This is a genomic window from Streptococcus oralis subsp. dentisani (assembly GCF_002860905.1).
GTDB lineage: Bacteria > Bacillota > Bacilli > Lactobacillales > Streptococcaceae > Streptococcus > Streptococcus oralis_BA.
The window spans coordinates 128962-152781 of the sequence record NZ_PKIG01000002.1 but is presented as its reverse complement, the minus strand read 5'-3'; the positions used below and the strand labels follow the sequence as shown (position 1 = coordinate 152781).

General features: G+C 40.1%; 14 protein-coding genes and 1 tRNA gene. 4 read left to right on the top strand and 11 right to left on the bottom strand.

Features of this window, described 5'->3' with window-relative positions; translation table 11 throughout:
- Positions 1-89: 89 nt before the first annotated feature.
- Together srtA and gyrA are read right to left on the bottom strand one after the other, a co-directional pair.
- A complete protein-coding gene (gene srtA, locus CYK16_RS03770) occupies positions 90-833 on the bottom strand; it encodes a sortase SrtA (RefSeq protein ID WP_023942619.1) in 744 nt (247 codons plus the stop codon).
- A complete protein-coding gene (gyrA, locus tag CYK16_RS03765; RefSeq protein ID WP_023942621.1) occupies positions 833-3301 on the bottom strand; it encodes a DNA gyrase subunit A in 2469 nt (822 codons plus the stop codon). The genes srtA and gyrA overlap by 1 nt, the downstream gene beginning before the upstream one ends.
- A gap of 194 nt (positions 3302-3495) precedes the next feature.
- On the opposite strand from gyrA, the gene CYK16_RS03760 reads away from it, so the two are divergent.
- Entirely contained in the window at positions 3496-4482 is a 987-nt protein-coding gene (locus CYK16_RS03760; protein ID WP_023942623.1) for an L-lactate dehydrogenase, read from the top strand.
- Between the two features lie 394 nt (positions 4483-4876).
- Here CYK16_RS03760 and pyk read toward each other — a convergent pair whose 3' ends face one another.
- The 3 genes from pyk to CYK16_RS03745 all read right to left on the bottom strand — a co-directional run bounded on the left by pyk (position 4877) and on the right by CYK16_RS03745 (position 10631).
- Positions 4877-6382, bottom strand: a complete 1506-nt coding sequence (pyk, locus tag CYK16_RS03755; protein ID WP_060805573.1) for a pyruvate kinase — start codon at positions 6380-6382, stop codon at positions 4877-4879.
- 58 nt (positions 6383-6440) lie between these two features.
- Positions 6441-7448, bottom strand: coding sequence for a 6-phosphofructokinase (gene pfkA / locus CYK16_RS03750; RefSeq protein ID WP_000820862.1), 1008 nt, complete (start codon positions 7446-7448; stop codon positions 6441-6443).
- Between the two features lie 81 nt (positions 7449-7529).
- Positions 7530-10631, bottom strand: a complete 3102-nt coding sequence (locus CYK16_RS03745; RefSeq protein ID WP_180948739.1) for a DNA polymerase III subunit alpha — start codon at positions 10629-10631, stop codon at positions 7530-7532.
- Positions 10632-11010: 379 nt separating this feature from the next.
- Between CYK16_RS03745 and CYK16_RS03740 the strand changes: the two genes are divergently transcribed.
- Complete coding sequence (locus CYK16_RS03740) at positions 11011-13284, top strand: Xaa-Pro dipeptidyl-peptidase (RefSeq protein ID WP_101776657.1); 2274 nt, start codon at positions 11011-11013, stop codon at positions 13282-13284.
- An 18-nt stretch (positions 13285-13302) separates the two neighbouring features.
- Positions 13303-13773 (top strand): arginine repressor, encoded by a 471-nt coding sequence (locus CYK16_RS03735; protein ID WP_033677026.1) that lies wholly within the window; start codon positions 13303-13305, stop codon positions 13771-13773.
- Positions 13774-14207: 434 nt separating this feature from the next.
- Here CYK16_RS03735 and CYK16_RS03730 read toward each other — a convergent pair whose 3' ends face one another.
- From CYK16_RS03730 to CYK16_RS03715, 4 genes are all read right to left on the bottom strand, one after another.
- Positions 14208-16511 (bottom strand): DNA translocase FtsK, encoded by a 2304-nt coding sequence (locus CYK16_RS03730; protein ID WP_081094027.1) that lies wholly within the window; start codon positions 16509-16511, stop codon positions 14208-14210.
- 85 nt (positions 16512-16596) lie between these two features.
- Positions 16597-18549: a fructose-specific PTS transporter subunit EIIC gene (locus tag CYK16_RS03725; protein WP_060805577.1), complete on the bottom strand. Its 1953-nt coding sequence runs from the start codon at positions 18547-18549 to the stop codon at positions 16597-16599.
- Positions 18546-19457, bottom strand: a complete 912-nt coding sequence (gene pfkB / locus CYK16_RS03720) for a 1-phosphofructokinase (protein WP_101776656.1) — start codon at positions 19455-19457, stop codon at positions 18546-18548. Before pfkB ends, CYK16_RS03725 begins: the two co-directional genes overlap by 4 nt.
- On the bottom strand, positions 19454-20194 hold the full coding sequence (locus CYK16_RS03715) for a DeoR/GlpR family DNA-binding transcription regulator (RefSeq protein ID WP_060805579.1): 741 nt from the start codon (positions 20192-20194) through the stop codon (positions 19454-19456). The genes pfkB and CYK16_RS03715 overlap by 4 nt, the downstream gene beginning before the upstream one ends.
- A gap of 162 nt (positions 20195-20356) precedes the next feature.
- On the opposite strand from CYK16_RS03715, the gene CYK16_RS03710 reads away from it, so the two are divergent.
- Positions 20357-20444: transfer RNA gene (locus CYK16_RS03710), tRNA-Ser, on the top strand.
- Between the two features lie 111 nt (positions 20445-20555).
- Here the strand turns inward: CYK16_RS03710 and CYK16_RS03705 are convergent.
- Both CYK16_RS03705 and CYK16_RS03700 read right to left on the bottom strand, forming a co-directional pair.
- Entirely contained in the window at positions 20556-22013 is a 1458-nt protein-coding gene (locus CYK16_RS03705) for an IS1182 family transposase (protein WP_060805447.1), read from the bottom strand.
- 120 nt (positions 22014-22133) lie between these two features.
- Positions 22134-23468: an Nramp family divalent metal transporter gene (locus CYK16_RS03700; protein ID WP_101776655.1), complete on the bottom strand. Its 1335-nt coding sequence runs from the start codon at positions 23466-23468 to the stop codon at positions 22134-22136.
- Positions 23469-23820 lie beyond the last annotated feature (352 nt).

Sequence of the window (23820 nt, the reverse complement as noted above, 5' to 3'; positions counted from 1 at the left end):
ATTAAGGAAGCGTTTTCTGTATTTCATAAAAGTTTATTCTTATGAAAAGCTTAAAAAATCAGTGAAATCCAGGATTTCACTGATTTGTATTAATAAAATTGTTTATATGGTTGATTGAAAGCTGTTAGGATTTCATCAGATGTTTGTGAATAATCTTTTGTTTCTTTCAAATCGCCTTTTACAATAATACGTTCTGTAGCAGCAAGGTCTTCACAGGTTACTAATGTAATCTCATTTACCCCATCTCTATCATCAACTTCATCAACACGATCCGGTGTAACACGTTTGACTTCACGTATTTCATAAGTATAAACTTTATCCTTATCGGTTAGATAAATCTTCATACCATTTTTAGCGTTATCCAAAGGAGAAAATAACATTTTATTAGCATTATTGACACCAAAAATATGATGACTAGCTAGACTATAATTTCCTTTCCCCATCACTTGATCGCGTTTCATCGTACCAGCACCATAGAAGAGATTGACATTATCAAGACCTTTAAAAATTGGCAGATTCATTTCTAATTCAGGAACTGCAATTCCGCCGATAACTGGTAATTTTTGAGCATCCCATTGAGAAGCTAGAACCGCTTCAGAAGAGATAGCATTGACAGAATCAAAATCAAAATTTCCTTCTGTATCCTGATTTTCTTCTATTTTTTCTTTTGATACCTGACTAACTTGGTACTTATTGGTATTCCAAACTATGAAAATATCACGAATTTTAGCATTAAAAATCAAAGCAATTGATAGTAGTATCAGAAATCCTGCTAGGATATTTGTCAGTAGATTTTTTCGTTTGTTTTTCTTCTTATTATTTTTTTGAGACATTATGCTTCACCTTCTGTTTCGTTTTCTGTCCCAACTTCTTCTTTTTCTGCCGCTGCAACCGTTGTAAAGGTCACAATTTTAGCATCTTGATCCAGACGCATTACTTTAACTCCCATAGTTGAGCGTCCTGTTTGTGAAATATTGGCAACATTGGTTCGAATCATGACACCTGTATCAGTGATAATCATCAAGTCTTCATCACCTTTCACAGTCAAGAGACCTGATAGAGGACCATTTTTTTCAGCCACATTAGCCGTCTTCATCCCTTTACCACCACGACCTTTTGTTGGATATTCAGTCGCGACTGTACGCTTACCATATCCTTTTTCTGTGATGATAAGAACCTCGTCTTGATCAGTAATTACGCTAGCACCAACTACTGTGTCTCCCTCACGGAGATTAACACCTTTCACACCTGTGGCGATACGACTCATGCCGCGAACGGCTGATTGATTAAAGCGAACTGCATACCCAAACTTGGTACCAATGATAATATCCGTATCTTCTTCCGTCAACAAGACATTAATCAACTCATCTTCATCCTTGAGGGTCAAAGCCTTGAGACCATTCTGACGAATGTTAGCAAATTCCTTAACACTTGTTCTCTTCACAATACCATGACGGGTTGTAAAGAAGAGATAAGCATCATCACTGCGTTCAGACTCAACATTGATAATCGTCTGAATACTTTCGCCTTCATCCAATTTCAAGAGATTAACTACTGGTAGTCCTTTGGCCGTCCGACCATACTCAGGAATTTCATATCCTTTCAGGCGATAGACGCGTCCTTTATTTGTGAAGAAGAGCAGGTGATCATGGGTGCTAGTCGACACTAACTCACGAACAAAATCGTCATCCTTAACACCTGTACCTTGAACACCGCGGCCACCACGTTTTTGAGCAGTAAATTCAGCTTGGTCCAGACGTTTGATGTATCCCTTATTAGAAAGCGTAATCAAGACATCCGATTCTTCAATCAAATCCTCATCTTCAAGACTCAATACTTCACCGACCATCAACTCTGTACGACGTTGGTCGCCAAACTTACGCTTAACTTCATCCAATTCTTCTTTGATGATTTGAGAAACACGTTCTGGTTTAGCAAGAATATCTGCTAAATCCGCAATCAGAGCCAAGAGGTCATCATACTCAGACTGAATCTTATCGCGTTCCAAACCTGTCAAACGACGAAGACGCATATCTAGAATAGCCTGACTTTGACGTTCAGAAAGCTTAAACTTACTCATCAACTCAGCTTGTGCTTCCGCATCTGTTTCACTAGCACGGATGATACGAATCACTTCGTCGATATGGTCTAGCGCAATCAAGAGACCTTCTAAGATATGCGCACGCGCTTCCGCTTTTTCCTTATCAAAACGAGTACGACGAACGACCACTTCTTTTTGGTGCTCGATATAAGCATCCAAAATCTGACGAAGGGACAAAATCTTCGGTACACCATTTTGGATAGCAAGCATATTGAAACCAAAGTTGGTTTGCATCTGGGTCATCTTGAAGAGGTTATTGAGGATAACATTGGCTGAGGCATCGCGCTTAACTTCGATAACAAATCGAACACCTTCACGGTTTGATTCATCACGAACTGCTGTGATGCCCTCAATACGTTTTTCCTGAACCAAACGAACAATATGCTCATGCACCTTGGTTTTATTGACCATGTAAGGAAATTCCGTTACAACGATGCGCTCACGGCCAGTCTTAGTTTCTTCAATTTCAGTACGAGAACGAAGGACAATAGAACCTTTACCTGTTTCATAAGCCTTATGAATGCCTGATTTCCCCATAACGAGAGCACCAGTTGGAAAATCTGGCCCAGGCAAGACTTCCATCAAGTCCTTGGTAGTCACTTCAGGATTGTCCATGACCAACTTCACCGCATCAATGGTTTCTCCCAAGTTATGAGGCGGAATATTGGTTGCCATCCCAACAGCAATACCAGTTGCTCCATTAACCAAAATGTTTGGAAAGCGCGCTGGCAAGACTAAGGGTTCACGTTCATTTGCATCATAGTTATCGACGAAATCAACTGTATTTTTATTGATATCACGAAGCATCTCTAGAGCAATCTTGCTCATACGTGCCTCAGTGTAACGCTGGGCGGCAGCACCATCTCCATCCATGGAACCAAAGTTTCCATGCCCATCTACAAGCATGTAACGGTAGCTCCACCATTGAGCCATGCGGACCATTGCTTCATAGATAGAGGAATCCCCGTGTGGGTGGTATTTACCCATGACGTCCCCTGTAATACGAGCAGATTTTTTATGGGGTTTGTCTGGAGTAACACCCAATTCATTCATTCCATAGAGAATCCGACGGTGAACAGGTTTCAAGCCATCTCGAACATCAGGAAGAGCCCGCGCTACGATAACACTCATGGCGTAATCGATAAAGCTCGTCTTCATCTCCTTTGTCAGATTGACATTCACTAAATTTCTATCCTGCATTAATAAATGCCTCATTTCACTATTAGTAATTAATAATATTATACCATAATGTCCGCCATATTTCAGGTATCCAAATTAGCTAAAACGTTTACATCAAGAACTCCAAGGCATATTCGTGACAAAGCTTTTTAAAAGTGATAGAATTAAAATAACTGGGGAAATCCCTGAATAAAATTAAGGAGATGTTTAGAACAATGACTTCAACTAAACAACACAAAAAAGTTATCCTTGTCGGAGATGGTGCTGTAGGTTCATCTTACGCTTTTGCACTTGTTAACCAAGGAATTGCACAAGAGCTTGGAATTATCGAAATTCCACAATTGCATGAAAAAGCTGTTGGTGACGCGCTTGACCTTAGTCACGCCCTTGCCTTCACTTCACCTAAAAAAATCTATGCAGCTCAATACTCTGACTGTGCAGACGCTGACCTTGTTGTAATCACTGCAGGTGCTCCTCAAAAACCAGGTGAAACTCGTCTTGACCTTGTAGGTAAAAACCTTGCTATCAACAAATCAATCGTAACTCAAGTTGTTGAATCAGGTTTCAAAGGTATCTTCCTTGTTGCTGCTAACCCAGTTGACGTTTTGACTTACTCAACTTGGAAATTCTCTGGTTTCCCTAAAGAACGCGTTATCGGTTCAGGTACTTCACTTGACTCAGCTCGTTTCCGTCAAGCACTTGCTGAAAAATTGGATGTAGATGCTCGTTCAGTTCACGCCTACATCATGGGTGAACACGGTGACTCTGAGTTCGCTGTTTGGTCACATGCTAACATCGCTGGTGTAAACCTTGAAGAATTCCTTAAAGACACTCAAAATGTTCAAGAAGCTGAATTGATTGAATTGTTCGAAGGTGTTCGTGATGCAGCCTACACAATCATCAACAAAAAAGGTGCAACATACTACGGTATCGCAGTAGCCCTTGCTCGTATCACTAAAGCAATCCTGGACGACGAAAACGCAGTACTTCCACTTTCAGTATTCCAAGAAGGTCAATACGGAGTTAAGAATGTCTTTATCGGTCAACCAGCTGTTGTTGGTGCACATGGTATCGTTCGTCCAGTAAATATCCCATTGAACGACGCAGAAACTCAAAAAATGCAAGCATCTGCTAAAGAATTGCAAGCTATCATTGACGAAGCATGGAAAAACCCAGAATTCCAAGAAGCTTCTAAAAACTAATTTAGCCATAGACAACTCCTTGATCATCAGGGAGTTGTTTTTTATCTATATTATAGTAGATTGAAATAAAATATGAACAAATTAATTTCTAGAAATGTTTTAGCAGCCTCGGCGTACTATTCTAGTTGTAATCCACTATAAGAACTAAACATTTTATGAAATTTTCGTTCAAAAAAACAACATCCCTTTAAAAGCTATCATGTCATGGCTTGGGCATGAAGACAAAAAGACTACCAATCAGATTTATACTCACATCACAAAAAGTATGGAACAAGCAACGATTTACTCTTTAGCTACAGTTGCATTAAATCAAAAGTAGAAAACTTTTCCCATATACAAAAAAGCCCATCATACAGGCTAGACAGCTTGATACGATAGGCTATTTTTCTATTAATTAACGTACTGTACGGATACGCATTGTGTTTGTACGAACAGCTTCTCCAACTGGTACACCAGCAACAATAACGATATCGTCACCAGATTCTACAAGACCTGCTTCAACTGCTTTACGTTCAGCAATTTCAAACATATCATCAGTTGATGATGGAGCATCTGTCAACATTGGGATAACACCCCAGTTCAACATCAAACCACGTTCTGTCAATTCGTCGAATGTCAATGCCAAGATATCAGCATTTGGACGATATTTAGAGATCAAACGTGCAGTGTGACCTGTCTTAGTAAGAGTTACAACCAATTTAATGTCCATTGAGTTAGTAGCATCTTTAACAGCTGAAGCCATTACTTCTGTCTTAGAGTTACGTTCGAATGAATCTGAGTTCAAACGTCCGTATTCGTTAAGAAGAGTTTGAGCGTTCTTATCGATTGTAGCCATTGTAGCTACTGACTCAAGTGGGTATTTACCGTTTGCAGACTCACCTGAAAGCATTGTAGCGTCAGTTCCGTCGATAACAGCGTTAAATACGTCTGATACTTCTGAACGAGTTGCACGTGGTTTTTCAGTCATTGTTTCAAGCATGTTTGTTGCAGTGATAACAACTTTACCTGCAGCATTGACTTTAGTGATGATCATTTTTTGGTAAACTGGAACCATTTCGAATGGTACTTCGATACCCATGTCACCACGAGCGATCATGATACCATCAGCAGCTTCGATGATTTCATCCAAGTTATCGATACCTTGTTGGTTTTCGATTTTAGCGAACAATTGAACATGTCCGTTTCCAGTTTCTTCACAGATTGCACGAACTTCGTTCACGTCTTTTGCAGTACGTACGAATGAAATAGCGATGAAGTTGATACCTTGTTCAAGACCGAAACGGATATCGTCGTTATCACGTTCAGCAAGAGCTGGGAAAGGAATTTTAGTGTTAGGAATGTTCACACCTTTTTGTTTAGCGATGATACCATCGTTTTCAACTTCAACTTCAAATTCACGAGTTGCATCATCTTTAGCAACCACACGAAGACCAAGTTTACCATCGTCAACCAAAACTTGACGACCAACTTCAACATCATCATAGATATCAAGAGCACCAGCAACGTTCAATGCAATCACTTCACGAGTTGATTTGATTCCTTGTTTAGTTGCAACACGGATTTTCTCACCAGTTTTGTATGAATACTCTTTAGCTTCACCTTCGAACAATTCTGTACGGATTTCTGGTCCTTTTGTATCAAGAAGGAAACCAACTTTTTTACCTGCAAGTTTTTCTGCAAGTTTAACAGTTGCCATACGCTCACCTTGTTCTTGGTGGTCACCGTGTGAGAAGTTGAAACGGAATGTGTTAGCACCAGCTTCAATCAATTTAGCAATGTTTTTAGCTGAAGCTTCAACATCAAGTTTTTCACCCCAGTATCCGTCCTCACCGAATTTTTTACCACCACGGATTTCTACCGCAGGACCCAAAGTTGCAACGATTTTTACACGTTTGTTCATGATTTTTGTGACTCCTTTATATATATGACCTTTTTGGTCTTATTAACTAAATTGTAAATTATGACAAGCTCTTATTCAAGCTAGATAGCTCAATGTCGGCTTTGTGTGGGTTGTTAACCACAATCTTACCTTCTGCAGTAAGGCTAAACAATGCTCCTTCTTCTGCAGTTCCAAGAATTGGGTTTTCAACCATTTTCTCGTTACGGATACCAACCGCAACACCACCGATACCTTCTTTAAGAAGTTTAACAGCATGCGCACCCATACGTGACGCCAATACACGGTCACGCGCAGTTGGAGAACCACCACGTTGAATATGTCCAAGTTCTGTCACACGAAGGTCGCTTGTATCCCCAGCTTCTTTTAGTTTTTTACCAAATTCAGCTGCTGACATCACACCTTCTGCCAAGACGATGATGTTGTGTTTTTTACCACACTCATAACCACATTTAATGCTTTCTACGATATCTTCAATCTTGAATCCTTCTTCAGGAATGATGATTTCATCAGCACCAGTTGCAATACCAGCCCAAAGAGCGATATCACCAGCGTTACGTCCCATAACTTCAATAACAAAAGTACGACGGTGACTTGATGATGTATCACGAATCTTATCGATAGCATCCATAGCAGTTGTAACCGCTGTGTCAAAACCGATTGTAAAGTCAGTACCAACGATATCGTTATCGATTGTACCTGGAAGACCGATAGCTGGGAAGCCATGTTCAGTCAAACGCATAGCGCCGTGGTAAGATCCGTCACCACCGATAACAACTACACCTTCAATCCCGTGTTTTTTCAATTGCTCAATCCCTTTAAGTTGCCCTTCAAGTTGAGCGAACTCTGGATAGCGAGCTGAGTGAAGGAAAGTACCACCACGAGAAATGATGTCTCCTACTGAAGCTGCATCTAGGGGATGAATTTCACCAGCAACCATACCAGCATATCCATCATAGATACCAAAAACTTCCATTCCTTCTGAAATTGCTTGACGAACAACTGCGCGGATAGCAGCGTTCATACCAGGGGCGTCTCCACCACTAGTCAAAACAGCAATACGTTTCATTTTGGTTATGCTCCTTTTTCTTTTAACATTCTTATTGATTATACCACATTTGATTTTAAAATTCTTCTATTTTCCGTATTTTTAGCGATAAATCGTTTTCATAACCATTTCATTCAATTTCGCTTCTAATTCATTGGATTTAGCTACAAAATGATGGGGAGAAACGATTGTTTTCTGTTCCTCTTCATACCTGATGATGACTGGGATTGGGCCTTTATATTGGTCTAAAATACGTGAAATTTCTTGATCCGAATCATGATTCTTCACCTGTATCCAAAAGCGTTCAGCAACTGCTTCTCTTATTTCTTGTGCAATCATTTGCAAACGGCCATCACGTGACTGGATTTTTCCTTTTATATAGTAGAAGGCTCCCTCTTTTATTTCCTGCCCAACCTGTCGATATAAGTCTGAAAAGAGAGTAACATCCAATTTTTTCTTACTGTCATCTACCTGTAAGAAAGCCATGTTTTCGCCCTTTTTGGTACGAATTACTTTTATTTTCTGAACTTCAACCAAAATAATAGCGTAGCTATTTTCTGACAAATTCCCAATTGGGGTAATCGGGTAAATAGCCTTACTTGCAATAGCTTGTAGGGGATGCTTACTGACACCTATCCCTAAAAGTTCTTGTTCCATATAGAATTTTTCTTGTTCCGTCCAATCTTCCGATTCCTGCCAGCTATAAATTGTATCCCCGAACAAACTTCCTAACTCTTTTACAAATTCAAATAGATTAACTAAATTATTGAATACTTTTTGACGATTTTTTTCAAATAAATCGAAAAGACCAACTTTTACCAAAGGTTCTAGCAGAGGAAGTTTCAAATAATTTTCAGGTAATTTAGCTATAAAATCTTCAATGTTAGAATAGGGTCTGTTTTCAAGAAGCCAAAGTGCCAGATCATTGCTGACTCCCTTAATCGATTTCAATCCTAGATAGATGGCCTTGTTGGCAATTTTATCGTGATAGGGAATGGTGTTGATGGACAGAGGCGCTACTTCAAAGCCTGCTTCTAAGGCATCTGTTAAGTAATCACTGTTGGCGGAATTCAACATGACCTGATAAAAAATGGCTGGATAATGCGTTTTGAAATAAGCCAACTGAAAGGCCAAGGCTGAGTAGGCATAGGCATGTGACCTGTTAAAACCATAACCTGCAAACTTCTCCATGACATCAAAGACCTGCTCTGCCTTTTCCGCAGTATGTCCAGCTTCTAATGAACCTTGAATAAAAGAAGCCCTCATCTCATGCATGGCAGAGGCATCCTTTTTCCCCATAGCTCGGCGCAAAATATCGGCTTTCCCAAGACTAAATCCAGCAAATCGCTGAGCAACCTGCATAACCTGCTCCTGATAGAGCATAATGCCGTAGGTTGGAGACAAAATATCCTCCAGTACTGGATCCAGAACAGTCACTTCTTCCTGCCCATGTTTTCTTGCCACAAAATTATTGATGTAGTCACTAGCACCTGGCCTATTTAGGGAAGTAGTCGCTACGACATCTTCAAAACAGACTGGTTGAACACGTTTGAGCAAGCGAATGGCACCAGGTTGCTCAAATTGAAAGATACCTTTTGTATTGCCAGAAGCAAAAAGAGCTAGCGTTTCTTTGTCTTCCAAATCAATTTCTTCTATTTTCAGATGAATACCTTCTGATTCAGCAAGCAACTCTTGCATTTTCTGGACAAAGGTCAAATTTCTTAGTCCCAGAAAATCCATCTTTAAAAGTCCACTAGCTTCAACTCCATGAGCATCATACTGAGTCAGTGGAATTTCATCACCATGCTTTAGAGGAATGTAGTTGGTCAAGTCTTGGTCACTGATTACAACACCAGCCGCATGGACAGAGGTTTGTCTTGGATAGCCCTCTATCTTGCAAGCAATCTCAAAGGCTTTTTGGTATTCTAACTTACTATTAATTTGCTGACGAAACTGGAGGTTACCCTCATAAGCCGACTTGAGATTGTCACGAAAACTGATTTTCTTGGTAATTGCAGACAATTCATACTCTGGCACACCAAAGCGTTTCAATACATCTCGTAGAGCTTGCTTGGCTCCAAAGGTTGAAAAAGTAACGATTTGAGCAGCATGTTTACTGCCATATTTATTGCCAACATACCTGATAAAATCTGGACGATAAATATCAGGAATATCAATATCAATATCAGGCATGGTATAGCGTTCACGATTGAGGAAACGTTCAAAAATCAGATTTTTCTCTACTGGGTCAATCCCTGTAATGTCTAAAGCATAGGAAACCAAGCTACCAACTGCAGAACCCCGTCCCATTCCCATATAATAGCCATTCGAACGTCCAAAACGCAACAAGTCCCAGACAACCAAGAAATAATCATCAAAGCCCATATCATGAATAACAGCCAATTCTTGGTCTAGACGGTCTTGATATTCTTTACCAGTTAACCCCTTCTGAGCAAGCCCACGTTCAGCTCGTTCTCTCAACTCTTCTACTGCTGGTCTAGCTGGATTAAAACGAGGCAGTTTCAGACTAGTATCCAAATCATAAGAAATGCCTGAAATAAGCTTTTCTAAGTTTTCCAAGGCTTGAGGAAAACGTTCTTGGAATAGTTTCTCTAAAGAACTTGCTGATATAAGGACATCTTGTCGCGAGCGCAAAGGGACTTCTCTGAGCGGTAGGTTTTCTTTAATCGCTGTTAATACTTGTAGAACTTCTCTATCCCTGCTTTCAAAGGCATTGACCCGATAGAGAGGTAAGATAGGACGATAAAATTCGCTTACCAGTGTTTCTGGGTAAACCCCTATATAGTAATCACAGTCTAGATTTAACAACTCAAGTTCTTCAAAATAAGGCACAATTACCGCAATATCCTCTAGATACTGAGATAGAACTGACCAACTTTTCTCCCCCTGCATCTTGGCTGTTGATAGTTTCATCAACTGCTGATAGCCCACACTAGATAGAGCTAAAAAGCGCAGATTCACTTCCTGAGCATCCACAAATACAGTCATTTCAAGCCCTAATAAAGGATGAATGCCATATTTTTTTGTAACCTCTAGAAAGTCAAAAGCACCATAAAGATTATCAATATCCATCATAGCCAGATGAGTATAGCCGTATTCTTTAGCTGCTCTCACATACTTGGTGATTGAAATGACACTCTCCATAAAACTATAGACTGTTTTTGTATCTAGTTGTGCGATCAATTTACACTTCTCCTCTATCCTTCTCACTATATTATACCATTTTCAAAAAGAGAAAGACAAAAGCAATGACTCCTATCTCTATTTTATCCTTAAAGTAAAATTTTTTGAACGAAAAAAGCAAAAATACATTTAAAGAATCAAATGATCCGGTAATTTTTTTACTTTTTTATCCCAAGAAGTGAATATATCTTTTAAAATAGAAAGACACATCTAGTTAATCTATTCACTATGATAACTTGTTTTGAACTATAGAGTTGTACCTGTTTTTCATATAAATAATATTCATTATTCTTTAATTAATTTCTTTCTCACTTAATGATTCCCTTTCTCCTATTTTTTTGATATAATAACCTTAATTATTATTTTACAAGGAGGTTTTATGCGCTTTAATCAATTCAGCTATTTATCACTTCCAAGAGATACTATTTTATATGAATTAAAAAAGTATGGATTTGATTTTCCATCTGAGTCAACAAATAAAAAGATGTTGGAGTCTTTTCTAAGTCGTTTCTTTTTCACTTATCAAGGCACCAACTACCCACTTTCCATCCTAGCAGCTGATAAAAAAACAGACCTGCTAACATTTTTTCAATCAGAAGATGAACTGACAGCAGATATTTTTTATACTGTTGCTTTTCAACTTTTAGGCTTTTCTTATTTGGTTGACTTCGAAGACAGTGAAGCTTTTCGTAAAGAGACTGGATTTCCTATTGTATACGGTGACTTGATTGAAAATCTCTATCAGTTACTCAATACTCGCACCAAAAAGGGAAATACTCTTATCGACCAACTTGTTAGTGATGGTCTTATTCCGGAGGATAATGACTACCACTACTTTAACGGCAAGAGTTTGGCAACTTTTTCTAGCCATGATGTCATTCGTGAAGTGGTCTACGTTGAGTCTCGTGTCGATACTGACCAAAAAGGGCTACCAGACCTAGTCAAGGTCAGCATTATTCGTCCACCTTATGAGGGGCAAATCCCTGCCATCATGACAGCCAGTCCTTATCATCAGGGAACAAATGACAAGGCAAGCGATAAGGCTCTCTACAAGATGGAGGGCGAGCTTGAGGTTAAACCTGCTCATAAGATCGAGTTAGAGGAACCTCAACTAAATCTCGTCCAACCTCAAGGCCAAGCTGAGCTTGTGTCAGAAGCTGAGGAAAAGCTAAGTCACATCCACTCTAGCTATACACTCAACGACTACTTCCTTCCACGAGGTTTTGCTAATCTCTATGTGTCAGGTGTTGGTACCAAAGACTCTACTGGTTTCATGACTAACGGAGACTATCAACAAATCGAAGCTTATAAAAATGTCATCGACTGGCTCAATGGTCGTTGCCGTGCCTTTACCGACCACACGCGCCAGCGTCAAGTCAAGGCTGACTGGTCAAATGGAAAAGTAGCCACAACTGGACTTTCCTATCTTGGAACCATGTCCAATGGTCTAGCGACTACAGGTGTCGATGGTTTAGAGGTTATCATTGCCGAGGCTGGTATTTCTTCGTGGTACAACTACTATCGTGAAAACGGTCTGGTAACTAGCCCAGGTGGCTATCCAGGTGAGGACTTTGACTCCCTTGCTGAGTTAACCTATTCTCGTAATCTCTTGGCTGGCGACTATATCCGTGGCAATGAAGCTCACCAAGCTGACTTAGAAAAAGTAAAAGAACAACTGGATCGCAAGACCGGCGACTATAACCAGTTTTGGCATGATCGCAACTATCTGCTCAATGCCCATAATGTAAAAGCAGAGGTTGTCTTTACCCACGGTTCACAGGATTGGAATGTCAAACCACTTCATGTTTACCAGATGTTCCATGCTCTTCCTGCTCATATAAATAAGCACCTCTTTTTCCATAATGGCGCCCATGTTTACATGAACAACTGGCAGTCCATTGACTTCCGTGAGTCCATGAATGCTTTGTTGACAAAGAAATTACTGGGACAAGATACAGATTTCAAACTTCCTACTGTTATCTGGCAGGACAATACAGCCCCTCAGACTTGGTTATCACTTGATAACTTCGGTAGGCAAGAAAACTTTGAAACCTTCTCACTTGGTCAAGAAGAGAAAGTCATTCAAAACCAGTACTCAGATAAAGATTTTGAGCGTTATGGTAAAACCTACCAGACCTTCAATACAGAACTCTATCAAGGGAAAGTCAATCAGATTACTATTGACCTTCCTGTAACCAAAGATCTTCACTTGAACGGTCGTGCCCAACTCAATCTTCGTATCAAATCCAGTACAAATAAGGGGCTCTTATCTGCACAACTGCTTGAATTTGGACAGAAGAAATACCTACAACCTTATCCAGCTATTTTAAGTGCTAGAACCATTGATAACGGACGCTACCATATGTTGGAAAATATCTGTGAATTACCATTTAGACCAAATGCACAACGAGTCGTGACAAAAGGTTACCTCAATTTACAAAATAGAAATGATTTATTGTTAGTAGAGGATGTTACTGCAGATGAATGGATGGATGTGCAATTTGAACTACAACCTACTATTTACAAGTTAAAAGAAGGAGATACTCTTCGTTTAGTCCTCTATACTACTGACTTTGAAATCACCATACGTGACAATACCAACTACCACTTGACTGTTGATCTTGAACAGTCTACTCTTACCATACCTCACTAAAAAAGGAGTTAAATTATTATGAATAAATCTGAACACCGACATCAACTCATACGAGCTCTTGTAACGAAAAACAAGATTCATACTCAAGCTGAGCTACAAGCTCTTCTTGCTGATAATGATATTCAAGTTACACAAGCTACACTTTCGAGGGATATTAAAAGTATGAACCTCTCAAAAGTACGAGAAGAAGATAACTCTTACTACGTGCTCAATACAGGTTCTATCTCAAAATGGGAAAAACGTCTCGAACTCTACATGGAAGATGCCCTTGTCTTGATGCGTCCAGTTCAACATCAAGTTCTACTAAAAACCCTTCCTGGACTGGCTCAATCATTTGGTTCTATCATTGATGCTTTGAGTTTCCCTGACGCTATCGCTACCCTCTGTGGTGATGATGTCTGCCTTGTCATCTGTGAAGATGCAGAGGCAGCCCAACATTGCTTTGAAGAGCTGAAACGGTTCGCCCCACCATTTTTCTTTGGTGAATAAACAGAAACTGAACTCAAAAACTGCAGAACTCTCAAAATTTTAAACAGTAGTGAATTGATGTCAGCTAACATCTAGCGAATACAATAGCTGATTCCTACTGAAAAGTGAGCTATGCAGTTTAATAAAACAAAAAAGAGAAATCTATCTCATACATGAGTACAAAAGCTCCCCTTATAGTTTCTAGTGAAAAACAAATATTCACTAGAAACTATAAGGGGAGTCTGCATATATCTAAAAGAAATTCTAAACCTGTTTCAGATTGATATAGTGTTTGAATAAAATGTGAACAAATTTATTAAGGAATTCAAATCAATTTCATGCTTTAAAAGTCGTTTCGTACTATTTTAGATTCAATTAATTATACATCATAGATAATCCGCTTCAAAAATCTCTTCAAATCACGTCAGGTTCACATTTCCGTATAAGAGAGAAATTTATTGTTGCAATACTTTTCTTGGTTTGGTACCTTCAGCTGGACCAATGACACCTGCCATCTCAAGCTCTTCCATGAGGCGGGTCGCACGGTTAAATCCAACTGATAAACGACGCTGAATCATAGATGCGCTGGCTTTCTGTGTTTCAATAACCAAAGCCTTGGCTTCTTCAAAAAGCGGATCTCCACCAGAATCACCATCTGAAAATTCTCCTTCATTTTCAGAAACTTCTCCCGGATCAAAACTCTCATCGTAGTCTGCATCTGCCTGAGCCTTGATGTAGTTTACGATGCGTTCGACATCGTCATCCGAGATAAAAGAGCCTTGAAGACGTACTGGGTGATTTTCATCAATCGGTTTAAAGAGCATGTCACCTCGACCAAGCAGTTTTTCAGCTCCATTTTCATCCAAAATCGTACGGGAGTCTGTTCCTGATGAAACAGCAAATGCTACACGAGAAGGAACATTGGCCTTGATCAGACCAGAAATGACATCAACGGATGGACGCTGGGTTGCAAGAATCATGTGGATACCTGCAGCACGCGCCTTCTGTCCAAGACGGATGATAGTATCTTCCACTTCCTTGCTGGCAACCATCATAAGGTCAGCCAACTCATCTACAATTACGACAATGAGTGGTAGCGGAACCTGCTTGTACTCAGACTGGGCATTGAATTCTTCTACCTTGGCATTAAAGCCTGCAATATTCCGAACTCCCACTTTGGCAAAGAGTTCATAACGGTTTTCCATTTCATCCACAACCTTTTGCAGGGCCTTGCTAGCCTTACGTGGATTGGTCACAACTGGGATCAAGAGATGAGGAATGTCATTATAAACAGACAACTCAACCATCTTGGGATCGACCATCATAAATTTAACTTGGTCAGGTCTCGCCTTCATGAGGATGCTAGCGATAATGCCGTTAACAGCTACTGACTTCCCTGAACCCGTTGAACCTGCGACTAGCAAGTGAGGCATTTTAGAAAGGTCAAAAGCTCTTGCAGTGCCATTAACAGCCTTCCCTAGAGGAATTTCCAAGAGATTTTCCGCTTTCGTTTGAGATTGTTCCCACAGTTCGCGGAAAGATACAGTGGCAATCTCAGAGTTAGGTACTTCGATTCCGACTAGGGATTTCCCTGGGATAGGTGCTTCGATTCGGACATCCTTGGCCGCCAAAGCTAGAGCGAGGTCGTCTGCCAGATTGGAAATGCGGTTGACCCGTACACCGACTGCTGGTTTGACTTCATACTTGGTCACTGATGGCCCAATTTCAGCCCGTTCAACCGTCACCCTAATCCCAAAGCTAGCAAAGGTTTCTTCTAGGATTTTGATATTTTCCCGAACGATTTTCTTCTCTTTAGACTGATCCTTGGGTTTATCTGGAGCAAAGAGTTGTAAGCTTGGAAGTTTGTATTCGAGGGCTTCCTTGGCTGAAAAATCGACCTGAACATCTTCATCGTCAGAGCCATCTTCCTGTTCAGGGAATTCAAGTTCAGCTTGAGGCAGGATGATTTCTGGTTCCACCCAATCTTCTTCTGGAACAGGTGGAACGTCAAGCACAACATCATCAGTCAGAATTTCACCCGTTTCCATATCAATAGGAGGCAAATCGAGTAAGGCTTTTTCAGCCTCTTCTTGTTCTAATCTAGCCTCTTCCTCAGCCTTTTGGCGAGCTTTTTCTTCTTGTTTGACAAAACGTTCCTCTTTTCGACGCTCATGCCCTTCTCGCCATTTGGCAAATCCTCTACTGAAAAATTCAGCAATATCGTAAACAGACCAAGGACTGATTAGGAGAGCGCCTGCTAAAATCAAGATAGAACCAATAAAGTAAGTGCCGATATTTGAAAAGAGAAAGGCAGTTGGAATATAAAGAGCAACCCCAATCAAGCCACCTCCAGCAAAACTGGTCGTTCGAAAACCAGTCAAATCAGTCACAACCTGAGCCATGGTTCCCTTTAGAACGGACTTGCCCAAACCATATTTCCAAACTAAGTAGGCCTCAAAAATCAAGAGCAAACCTGCAAATATGGTGAAAAAGCCAGATAGGAGCCCTTCCTGTTTTCGTATCCACTTGAAAAAGAAGAGATAGAGCAGGATACCAAATATTGCCAGATAAGCTAGGCTACCCACCAGCAAGCGAATTAAATTGTAAAGGGTGATACCTGCAGCCCCTAATTTGAAGGCTGCGAAAATCAATAAAAGCGCGATTCCCAACGAAATCAACATTCGTTGAATCGCTTCTTTTCTTTCGAGTTCTGCTTTAGACGGTCTCCGTCTTGTTTTACTTGTATTCTTATTTGCCATTCTTCTATTATACCATATTTCACAGGCACTTCATAAAGAGAAAAAGACTGCACCAAACGGTCCAATCTTTTCATTTTTCTATTTTTTATGCTTGTGGTTTGCGTAGGTAACCATAGACCACACCACTTACGATTGCTCCTACCAAGACAGAAACGAGGTAAAGAAGAGAATTTGAAGTAAGCGCGATAACGAAGATTCCTCCATGTGGCGCCATGAGTTTGATACCAGTAAGACCAACGAGGCCGCCTGCTACTGCTGAACCAAGGATGAAGCTTGGGATAGCACGAGCTGGGTCAGCGGCACCAAATGGAATCGCTCCCTCAGTGATGAATGACAAGCCCATGATGATATTTGTCAAACCAGAGTTACGTTCTTCTTTGGTAAATTTATCTTTGAAAAGAAGTGTTGCGACAAAGATAGCAAGTGGTGGCACCATTCCTCCAGCCATAACTGCTGCCATGGCTACAGAACCTCCTGAAGAAACAGTAGCTGCAAGCGTACCTGTACCAAAGACATAAGCCGCTTTGTTAACTGGTCCACCCATGTCAACAGCCATCATTCCACCAAGGACGATACCAAGAAGGACAGCTGAACCGCCTCCAAGACCGCCTAGGAAGTCATTCATAGCAGTGTTGATTGCTGCCATTGGGATGTTAACAGCTAGCATAACAAATCCAGTCAAGATTGTCCCAAGAAGTGGCAAGAGAAGGATTGATTTTGCACCTTCAAGTGAACGAGGAACTTTAACGTATTTCTTGATAGCAAGAACCAAAGCACCTGCAATAAATCCACCAACAAGGGCACCTAGGAAACCAGATGAGACACCTGCAAGAGTTGAAGTTGCTTCACCACCTGCAGCATAAGGAATTTTACCAAATGCAAAACCTTCTTTGGCAATAGCACCAGCCACGAAACCTGCTACCAAACCTGGTTTTTCAGCGATAGAGTAGGCAACATAACCTGCAAAGACTGGGAGCATCAATCCAAAGGCTGCACCACCAATTTTCATGAACATAGAAGCTAACTCATGGTAAGAACCAAGATTACCAAGGTTTTCATTCGGAACACCCAAAGCACCGTCAATCAAGAAGGCAAGGGCAATCATGATACCACCACCGATAACGAATGGCAACATTTGAGAGACACCACTCATCAAGTGTTTGTAGAAGGCACCACCAAGACTTTGTTTTTCGTTAGAGGTTGTTGCGGCTTTGGCTCCATTAGCAGCACGGTAGACTTCAGCATCTCCAGAAAGAGCCAAGTTGATCAACTCTTCTGTCTTGCGGATACCGTCAGCAACTGGACGATTGATCAATGGTTTGCCATCGAAACGATCCATTTCAACGGCCTTGTCTGCCGCAATGATAACAGCTTTAGCCTTGCGGATATCTTCTGCAGTTAGTTGATTTCCAACACCGCTAGCACCGTTGGTTTCGACCTTAATTCCAACACCCATTTCAGTAGCTACTTTTTGAAGAGCTTCTTGGGCCATGTAAGTGTGGGCAATACCTGTTGTACAAGCTGTAACAGCAACGATAAAGTCACCAGAGTCATTGGTAGGTACTTGAACAGGTTCCTCAGTTTTTTCTGAAGCTTGGTCAAAAAGCTCAATGACTTGGTCAGCTGATGTTGCTTGGCGAAGTTTGTCAGCAAATCCATCTTTCATCAAGTATTGAGACAATTCTGCCAAGGCAGCCAAGTGAGTGTCATTAGCACCTTCTGGAGCTGCAATCATAAAGAAGAGGTCGGTTGCTTGTCCATCCAAGCTCTCGTAGTCAACACCCTTGTTTGACTTGGCAAAGAGAACTGTCGCTTCTTTGACAGCAGCGTTTTTGCTGTGAGGCATAGCGATTCCGTCACCCAAACCTGTAGAAGTCAGAGCTTCACGCGCCAAAATTCCTTCTTTAAAAGTTTCAAAATCTGTCACATAACCGTGGTCTGTCAAGCTTTTAATCATCTCTTCGATGACAGCTGTTTTTTCAGTTGCCTGCAAATCCAGCAACATAACATCTTTTCTCAATAGGTCTTGAATTTTCATCGTTTTTCTACCTCAACTTTTTCATATGTTTCTTTAATAAATTCCGCCGTTGCCAAGTCGTCTGAGAAGGTGGTTGCCGTTCCACAAGCTACTCCCCATTTGAAGGCTTCTACTGCGTCTTTGGATTTGACAAATTCACCTGTAAATCCAGCGACCATAGAATCACCAGCCCCAACTGAATTTTTCACGGTTCCCTTGATTGGTTTAGCGAAGTAAGCTCCCCCAGATGTTACCAGAAGGGCACCGTCGCCAGCCATAGAGACGATCACGTTTTGAGCACCTTTAGCCAGTAACTCACGAGCGTATTTCTCAATTTCATCTAAACTTTCGAGTTTCACTCCAAAGATAGCTCCAAGTTCATGATTGTTTGGTTTAACCAAGAGCGGTTGGTATTCCAAACTATCAATCAAGGTCTGTCCTTCAAAGTCACAAACCACTTGCGCACCCGTCTGGCGCGTCAAGGCAATCAAATCCTTGTAGATAACATTGCCTAGATTTTTAGCACTTGAACCAGCAAAGACAACTGTATCTTCTGCAGTCAAACTAGATAAAATAGCTTTCAATTCTTCTAACTGGGCTGGTTCGACATTTGGACCCGTTCCGTTGATTTCTGTCTCTTGGTCTGCTTTGATCTTGACATTGATACGAGTATCTTCTGCCACTTGGACAAAACGTGTCTCGATTGCTTCATCAGCCAAAGTATCTGTGATAAATTTACCAGTAAAACCTCCGATAAATCCAGTCGCTGTATTTGGAATATCCAAGCGTTTCAAGACACGACTGACATTGATTCCTTTCCCTCCAGCAAACTTATCATCACTATCTATTCGATTGACACTACCGACTTGGACTTGGTCCAAACGAACGATATAGTCAATGGATGGATTGAGTGTGACTGTATAAATCATACTTCTATTACCTCCGTTTTCTCCTTAATAGCCTGCAAGAGCTCATGCCCTTTACTTGTGATAACAATAGCTCGTTTGAGTGGAGCTACCTTAGCAAAGCAAGTTTGTCCAATTTTAGACGAATCCACCAAGACATAGGTCTGTTTGGCATTCTCTAAAATAGCACGCTTCACAGCCCCCTCCTCCATATCAGGAGTCGTATAATAGCCATCGTCCACACCATTCATCCCGATAAAGGCACGGTCAAAGTGCAATTGGTTAATCTGGTTAAGAGCAACGCCCCCGATGCTAGCATCTGTCGCCATCTTGACACTTCCTCCAACCATGACAGTTGGAATTTGCTTTTCAACCAACTGAACAGCATGGTGAATGGAGTTGGTCACGACTGTAACATTTTTATTAACCAATTCATGAATCAAAAAGGCTGTCGTTGTTCCAGCATCGATAAAGATGACATCTTGTTCCTTGATGAGAGAGACTGCTTTCTGAGCCAGCAACTTCTTCTCTTGAAGGTTTTTGACAGATTTTTCTTGAATGGTTTCTTCTTCCTGCAAGGAGTGAGGCAATTCTGCTCCACCATGTACGCGACGAAGCTTATTTTCTGCTTCTAACTCATCCAAGTCTCTTCGAACCGTTGATTCTGACGTTTCTAACAAACTAACTAATTTCTCTAGAGAAACTACATGATGTTGATTTAACTCCTCTAAAATAAGTTGCTTCCGCTCTGTTTTTAACACTGAATCACCTCCTGTTATCGTTTACACTATTCATTCTATCACACTTTCTTTTAAAGTCAAACATTTTTTATCATTTTCTTTCAAATTCTATCATTTTTCTCATTTCAAAAATTTTTAATTGCAAGATAAGAACCTTTATGGTAGACTATTTGAGTAAGTATTGGAAGATTACTCAAGAGGCTTAAGAGGCCGTGTTGGAAACGCGGTAGGCGTGTAACAGCGTGCGTGGGTTCGAATCCCATGTCTTCCGTTTATTTTAAAAAAGATACCCAAGAAATCGAGTCCACTGAAAAAATAGGTCTCTTACTTTTAATGAAATGAAAACCGAGGAATCTCTCGTTAATTTGAGCGAGTTCCTCGGTTATTTTGTATTTATTAAGGTCATAATTCGTTTCATATTGACCACGAAGATGGTTGTGGCTGCCTGTAACTCCATGCTGAAAAGACCCGATGCTCTCGCGACATCAAAGCCATGTCTCTGTTTTAGTTCGGCATTCTTTGCTTCGATTTTATAGCGATGTCTGGCCATTTCTTTAAAATAAGGTGTTTCCTGAAATTTCTTCTGAAAAAGATGATCGTCACTCTTAATGGCTATTGAATAAGTTTTAGACTTTGCCCCCTCCTTATAACATCCTTCCTTGGAAAGGCAACTCTTGCACTTCTCAATGTCAAAGTAATGAGTGACAACTTGATTCTTATTTTGATGTTTTTTCCCTGTCCTTGCTTTGCGAACAGCCATGTGTCCTTCTGGACAGACAAATAGCCCTGCATCTTTATTAAATTCAAACGCATCCTCTTCTTTACGGTAACCTTTTGAAACTGAAGGGTTCAGTTTTGACACCAAATGAATCTTTTCTTTGCGAGATAGTTGAATGTTGTCCTTTCCTGAATAAGCCGCATCACCAATAATAGTCTCGATGTCCAGACTATTTTCCTTTGTTTTGGCATATAACTCAGGTAAATATTTCCCATCGCTTTGTTCACCAGAAGTGACCACGCAAGCAGTAATAATCCGTTCATCCGTCATAGCGATATGACTTTTATATCCATAGAAAGAGCTGTCGGCTGTCTTATGTCCAAGCCTAGCCTCCTCCTTAACAGAAGCTTCCAAATGTTCTAAGTCGTCCTCGACAGCCTCTTTTAGGTAATTGAACTTTTGAGACACAGCCGGTAGAGCTAAGAGTTCCTCGTGTTTTTCAACCACAGCCATTAATTCCTCTGTATAGGCCAACTCTGCTTCGAGGTTATCTTCTTGAGGTTTCTTTGGAAATTCTATTTTGATATCTTCTGAATGTTGATAAATTGTTTTACGTAAAGCTTTTGAACGCTCTCTAAGGATTTCTTGGGGTTTCTTATGATTATAATGAGATTTGGTGTGAGTGGCATCCACAATGAGGATTTTACTCTTAATCAAGTTATGTTCGAGTGCAATTTGAACAGACTTCTGAATCAATACATCAAGCAGTTTGTCATCTTTAATTCTTAGCTTTCTAAATTTTGTCAGAGAGGATGGCTCGATAACAGAATCCTCAGGAGCCAGACCAAGAAAAAATTTAAAGGCCATATCTGACAAGGAACGACCTACCACATCTGCATCTGATAACTTATAAATATCTTTTAACAAGAGATATTTGAACATCATAATCGGTGAATAAGCTTTACGCCCAAAATCGGGACGATAATTCTTTTCTAGTTCATCATAAATAAAGCTAAAATCACAGAGTTCAGTTAGCTGACGTAAAAAGTGGGTTTTAGGAACCACGATATCATACAAACTAGAATAAGGACTGACATCCATAGTTAACTGATTATCAAGCATCATCTCACCTCATCTCTAGTATAACAAAAAAGCCATCAATTTGATGACTTTTTCAGTAGACTCAAGAAATCTTGGGTATCTTTTTTCTTATATGCTTGTTTTATAACTCGGGTGAATTTCTTAGAAAATATCAAATAACAATTTCACATTGAGAATTGTTAAGATAATGGAAACGATATAGCCAAGGATGGTATTCCATTTGGCATTGGTAAATTCTCCCATCAGTGATTTCTTAGAAGTTAGATAAATCAGTGGGAAGATTGAAAATGGAAGAGCAATCGAAAGAAAGACTTGTGAATAAACCAATAACTGATCCAATGTTTTTTCCTGATGACCAAACAGAACCGCTACAATCATGACAGGCAACAAAGCAAAGAGACGAGTTGCCAAACGAATGAACCATTGAGGTAATCTCATATGCAAGAAACCTTCCATAACGATTTGTCCAGTCAAGGTACCCGTAATTGTCGAATTTTGACCACTGGCTAATAAAGCCAAGGCAAACAAGGTTGATAAGGTCGAGCTAGCTATAGCTCCTGCAATAGTAGAATCCTGCAAGGCATTATACATTTGAGAGAAGGCAGAAATCTCAGATGCATGGCCGAAAAAGAGAGCCGCCCCGAGAATTAATAGAAGGGAGTTAACCACAAAGGCCAAGGATAATTGGAGATTTGAATCCCAGGTCATAAAGCGCACCGCTTTTCGAACATCATCCTTGTCCTTGTGATTGATTTTCCGAGTTTGAGACAATGAAGAATGCAAATAGAGGTTATGGGGCATAACCGTTGCTCCCACGATCCCTAGTGCCAAGGTTAATTGACTTTCATGCCCTGGCAAGGGACTTTCAAATAAGGTTGCATTCGGTAGATAACCCTCAACGATTCCTTGGAAGCTTGGATGTGACAAAGCTACCAGATAGGTAAAAATTGCTAGAATGGTTAAAATCAGTGTTGTCACAATAGCTTCAATCTTCTTAAAGCCAAATTTCATCAGAAGCAATAAGAGAAAAACATCCAACACGGTCAAGAGAATTGCTATCATAATCGGAATCTTAAAGAGAAGATTGAGAGCAATCGCTGAACCTAGAACTTCTGCCAGATCTGTCGCCATCAAGGCTAATTCTAAAATCACCCATAGACTATAACGAAGCCATTTAGGTGAATGATGAGCCGTTGCTTGAGCCAGGTCCATCTGGGTTACAATACCAAGCTTTCCTGCCATCTGCTGAAGTTGCATGGCAATGAGAGATGAAATCAAGATAACAAACAAGAGACTATACTTATAGGAAGCACCACCGACTACACTGGTAATCCAGTTTCCTGGATCCATATAACCAACTGCGACAAGAGCACCCGGACCTAAAAAGGCATTTAAATTTTGCCAGAAATGATTGTTATTTGGAGTATCGATAGATTGATTAATCTCAGAGAGTGACACTTTTTTATGAGAAGACATAGATACTTACCTCTTTCTAAACCTACTTTTTCATTATTTTCTATTAGAGAAAAATAAGATTGACTTTAAACTATTAAAACAATGAAAACTATATGAAAAACATTTAGTTTTTTCATTATTTTTCTTAAGGCACCTTAATATTTTTCTTAAGGCACCTTAATTATAACACAAAAATGAAAACTATATGAAAAACATTTAGTTTTTTCATTATTTTTCTTAAGGCACCTTAATTATAACAGAAAATATGATAAAAACTTAAGAAAATTCAGGACTTGATTTAATATTTAGGATACAACAAAATGTTGTATTCTTTTTTTGCAAAAGAATACCAAAGAATAAAATAAAAAACGTT

Bases quoted from the DNA above. Each gene is read 5' to 3' on its own strand.
- CYK16_RS03760 (WP_023942623.1), top strand. From the start codon at position 3,496: ATGACTTCAACTAAACAACACAAAAAAGTTATCCTTGTCGGAGATGGT.
- pfkA (WP_000820862.1), bottom strand. From the start codon at position 7,448: ATGAAACGTATTGCTGTTTTGACTAGTGGTGGAGACGCCCCTGGTATG.
- CYK16_RS03700 (WP_101776655.1), bottom strand. From the start codon at position 23,468: ATGTCTTCTCATAAAAAAGTGTCACTCTCTGAGATTAATCAATCTATC.
- CYK16_RS03725 (WP_060805577.1), bottom strand. From the start codon at position 18,549: ATGAAAATTCAAGACCTATTGAGAAAAGATGTTATGTTGCTGGATTTG.
- CYK16_RS03740 (WP_101776657.1), top strand. From the start codon at position 11,011: ATGCGCTTTAATCAATTCAGCTATTTATCACTTCCAAGAGATACTATT.
- pfkB (WP_101776656.1), bottom strand. From the start codon at position 19,457: ATGATTTATACAGTCACACTCAATCCATCCATTGACTATATCGTTCGT.
- CYK16_RS03705 (WP_060805447.1), bottom strand. From the start codon at position 22,013: ATGCTTGATAATCAGTTAACTATGGATGTCAGTCCTTATTCTAGTTTG.
- CYK16_RS03730 (WP_081094027.1), bottom strand. From the start codon at position 16,511: ATGGCAAATAAGAATACAAGTAAAACAAGACGGAGACCGTCTAAAGCA.
- gyrA (WP_023942621.1), bottom strand. From the start codon at position 3,301: ATGCAGGATAGAAATTTAGTGAATGTCAATCTGACAAAGGAGATGAAG.
- CYK16_RS03735 (WP_033677026.1), top strand. From the start codon at position 13,303: ATGAATAAATCTGAACACCGACATCAACTCATACGAGCTCTTGTAACG.
- srtA (WP_023942619.1), bottom strand. From the start codon at position 833: ATGTCTCAAAAAAATAATAAGAAGAAAAACAAACGAAAAAATCTACTG.
- pyk (WP_060805573.1), bottom strand. From the start codon at position 6,382: ATGAACAAACGTGTAAAAATCGTTGCAACTTTGGGTCCTGCGGTAGAA.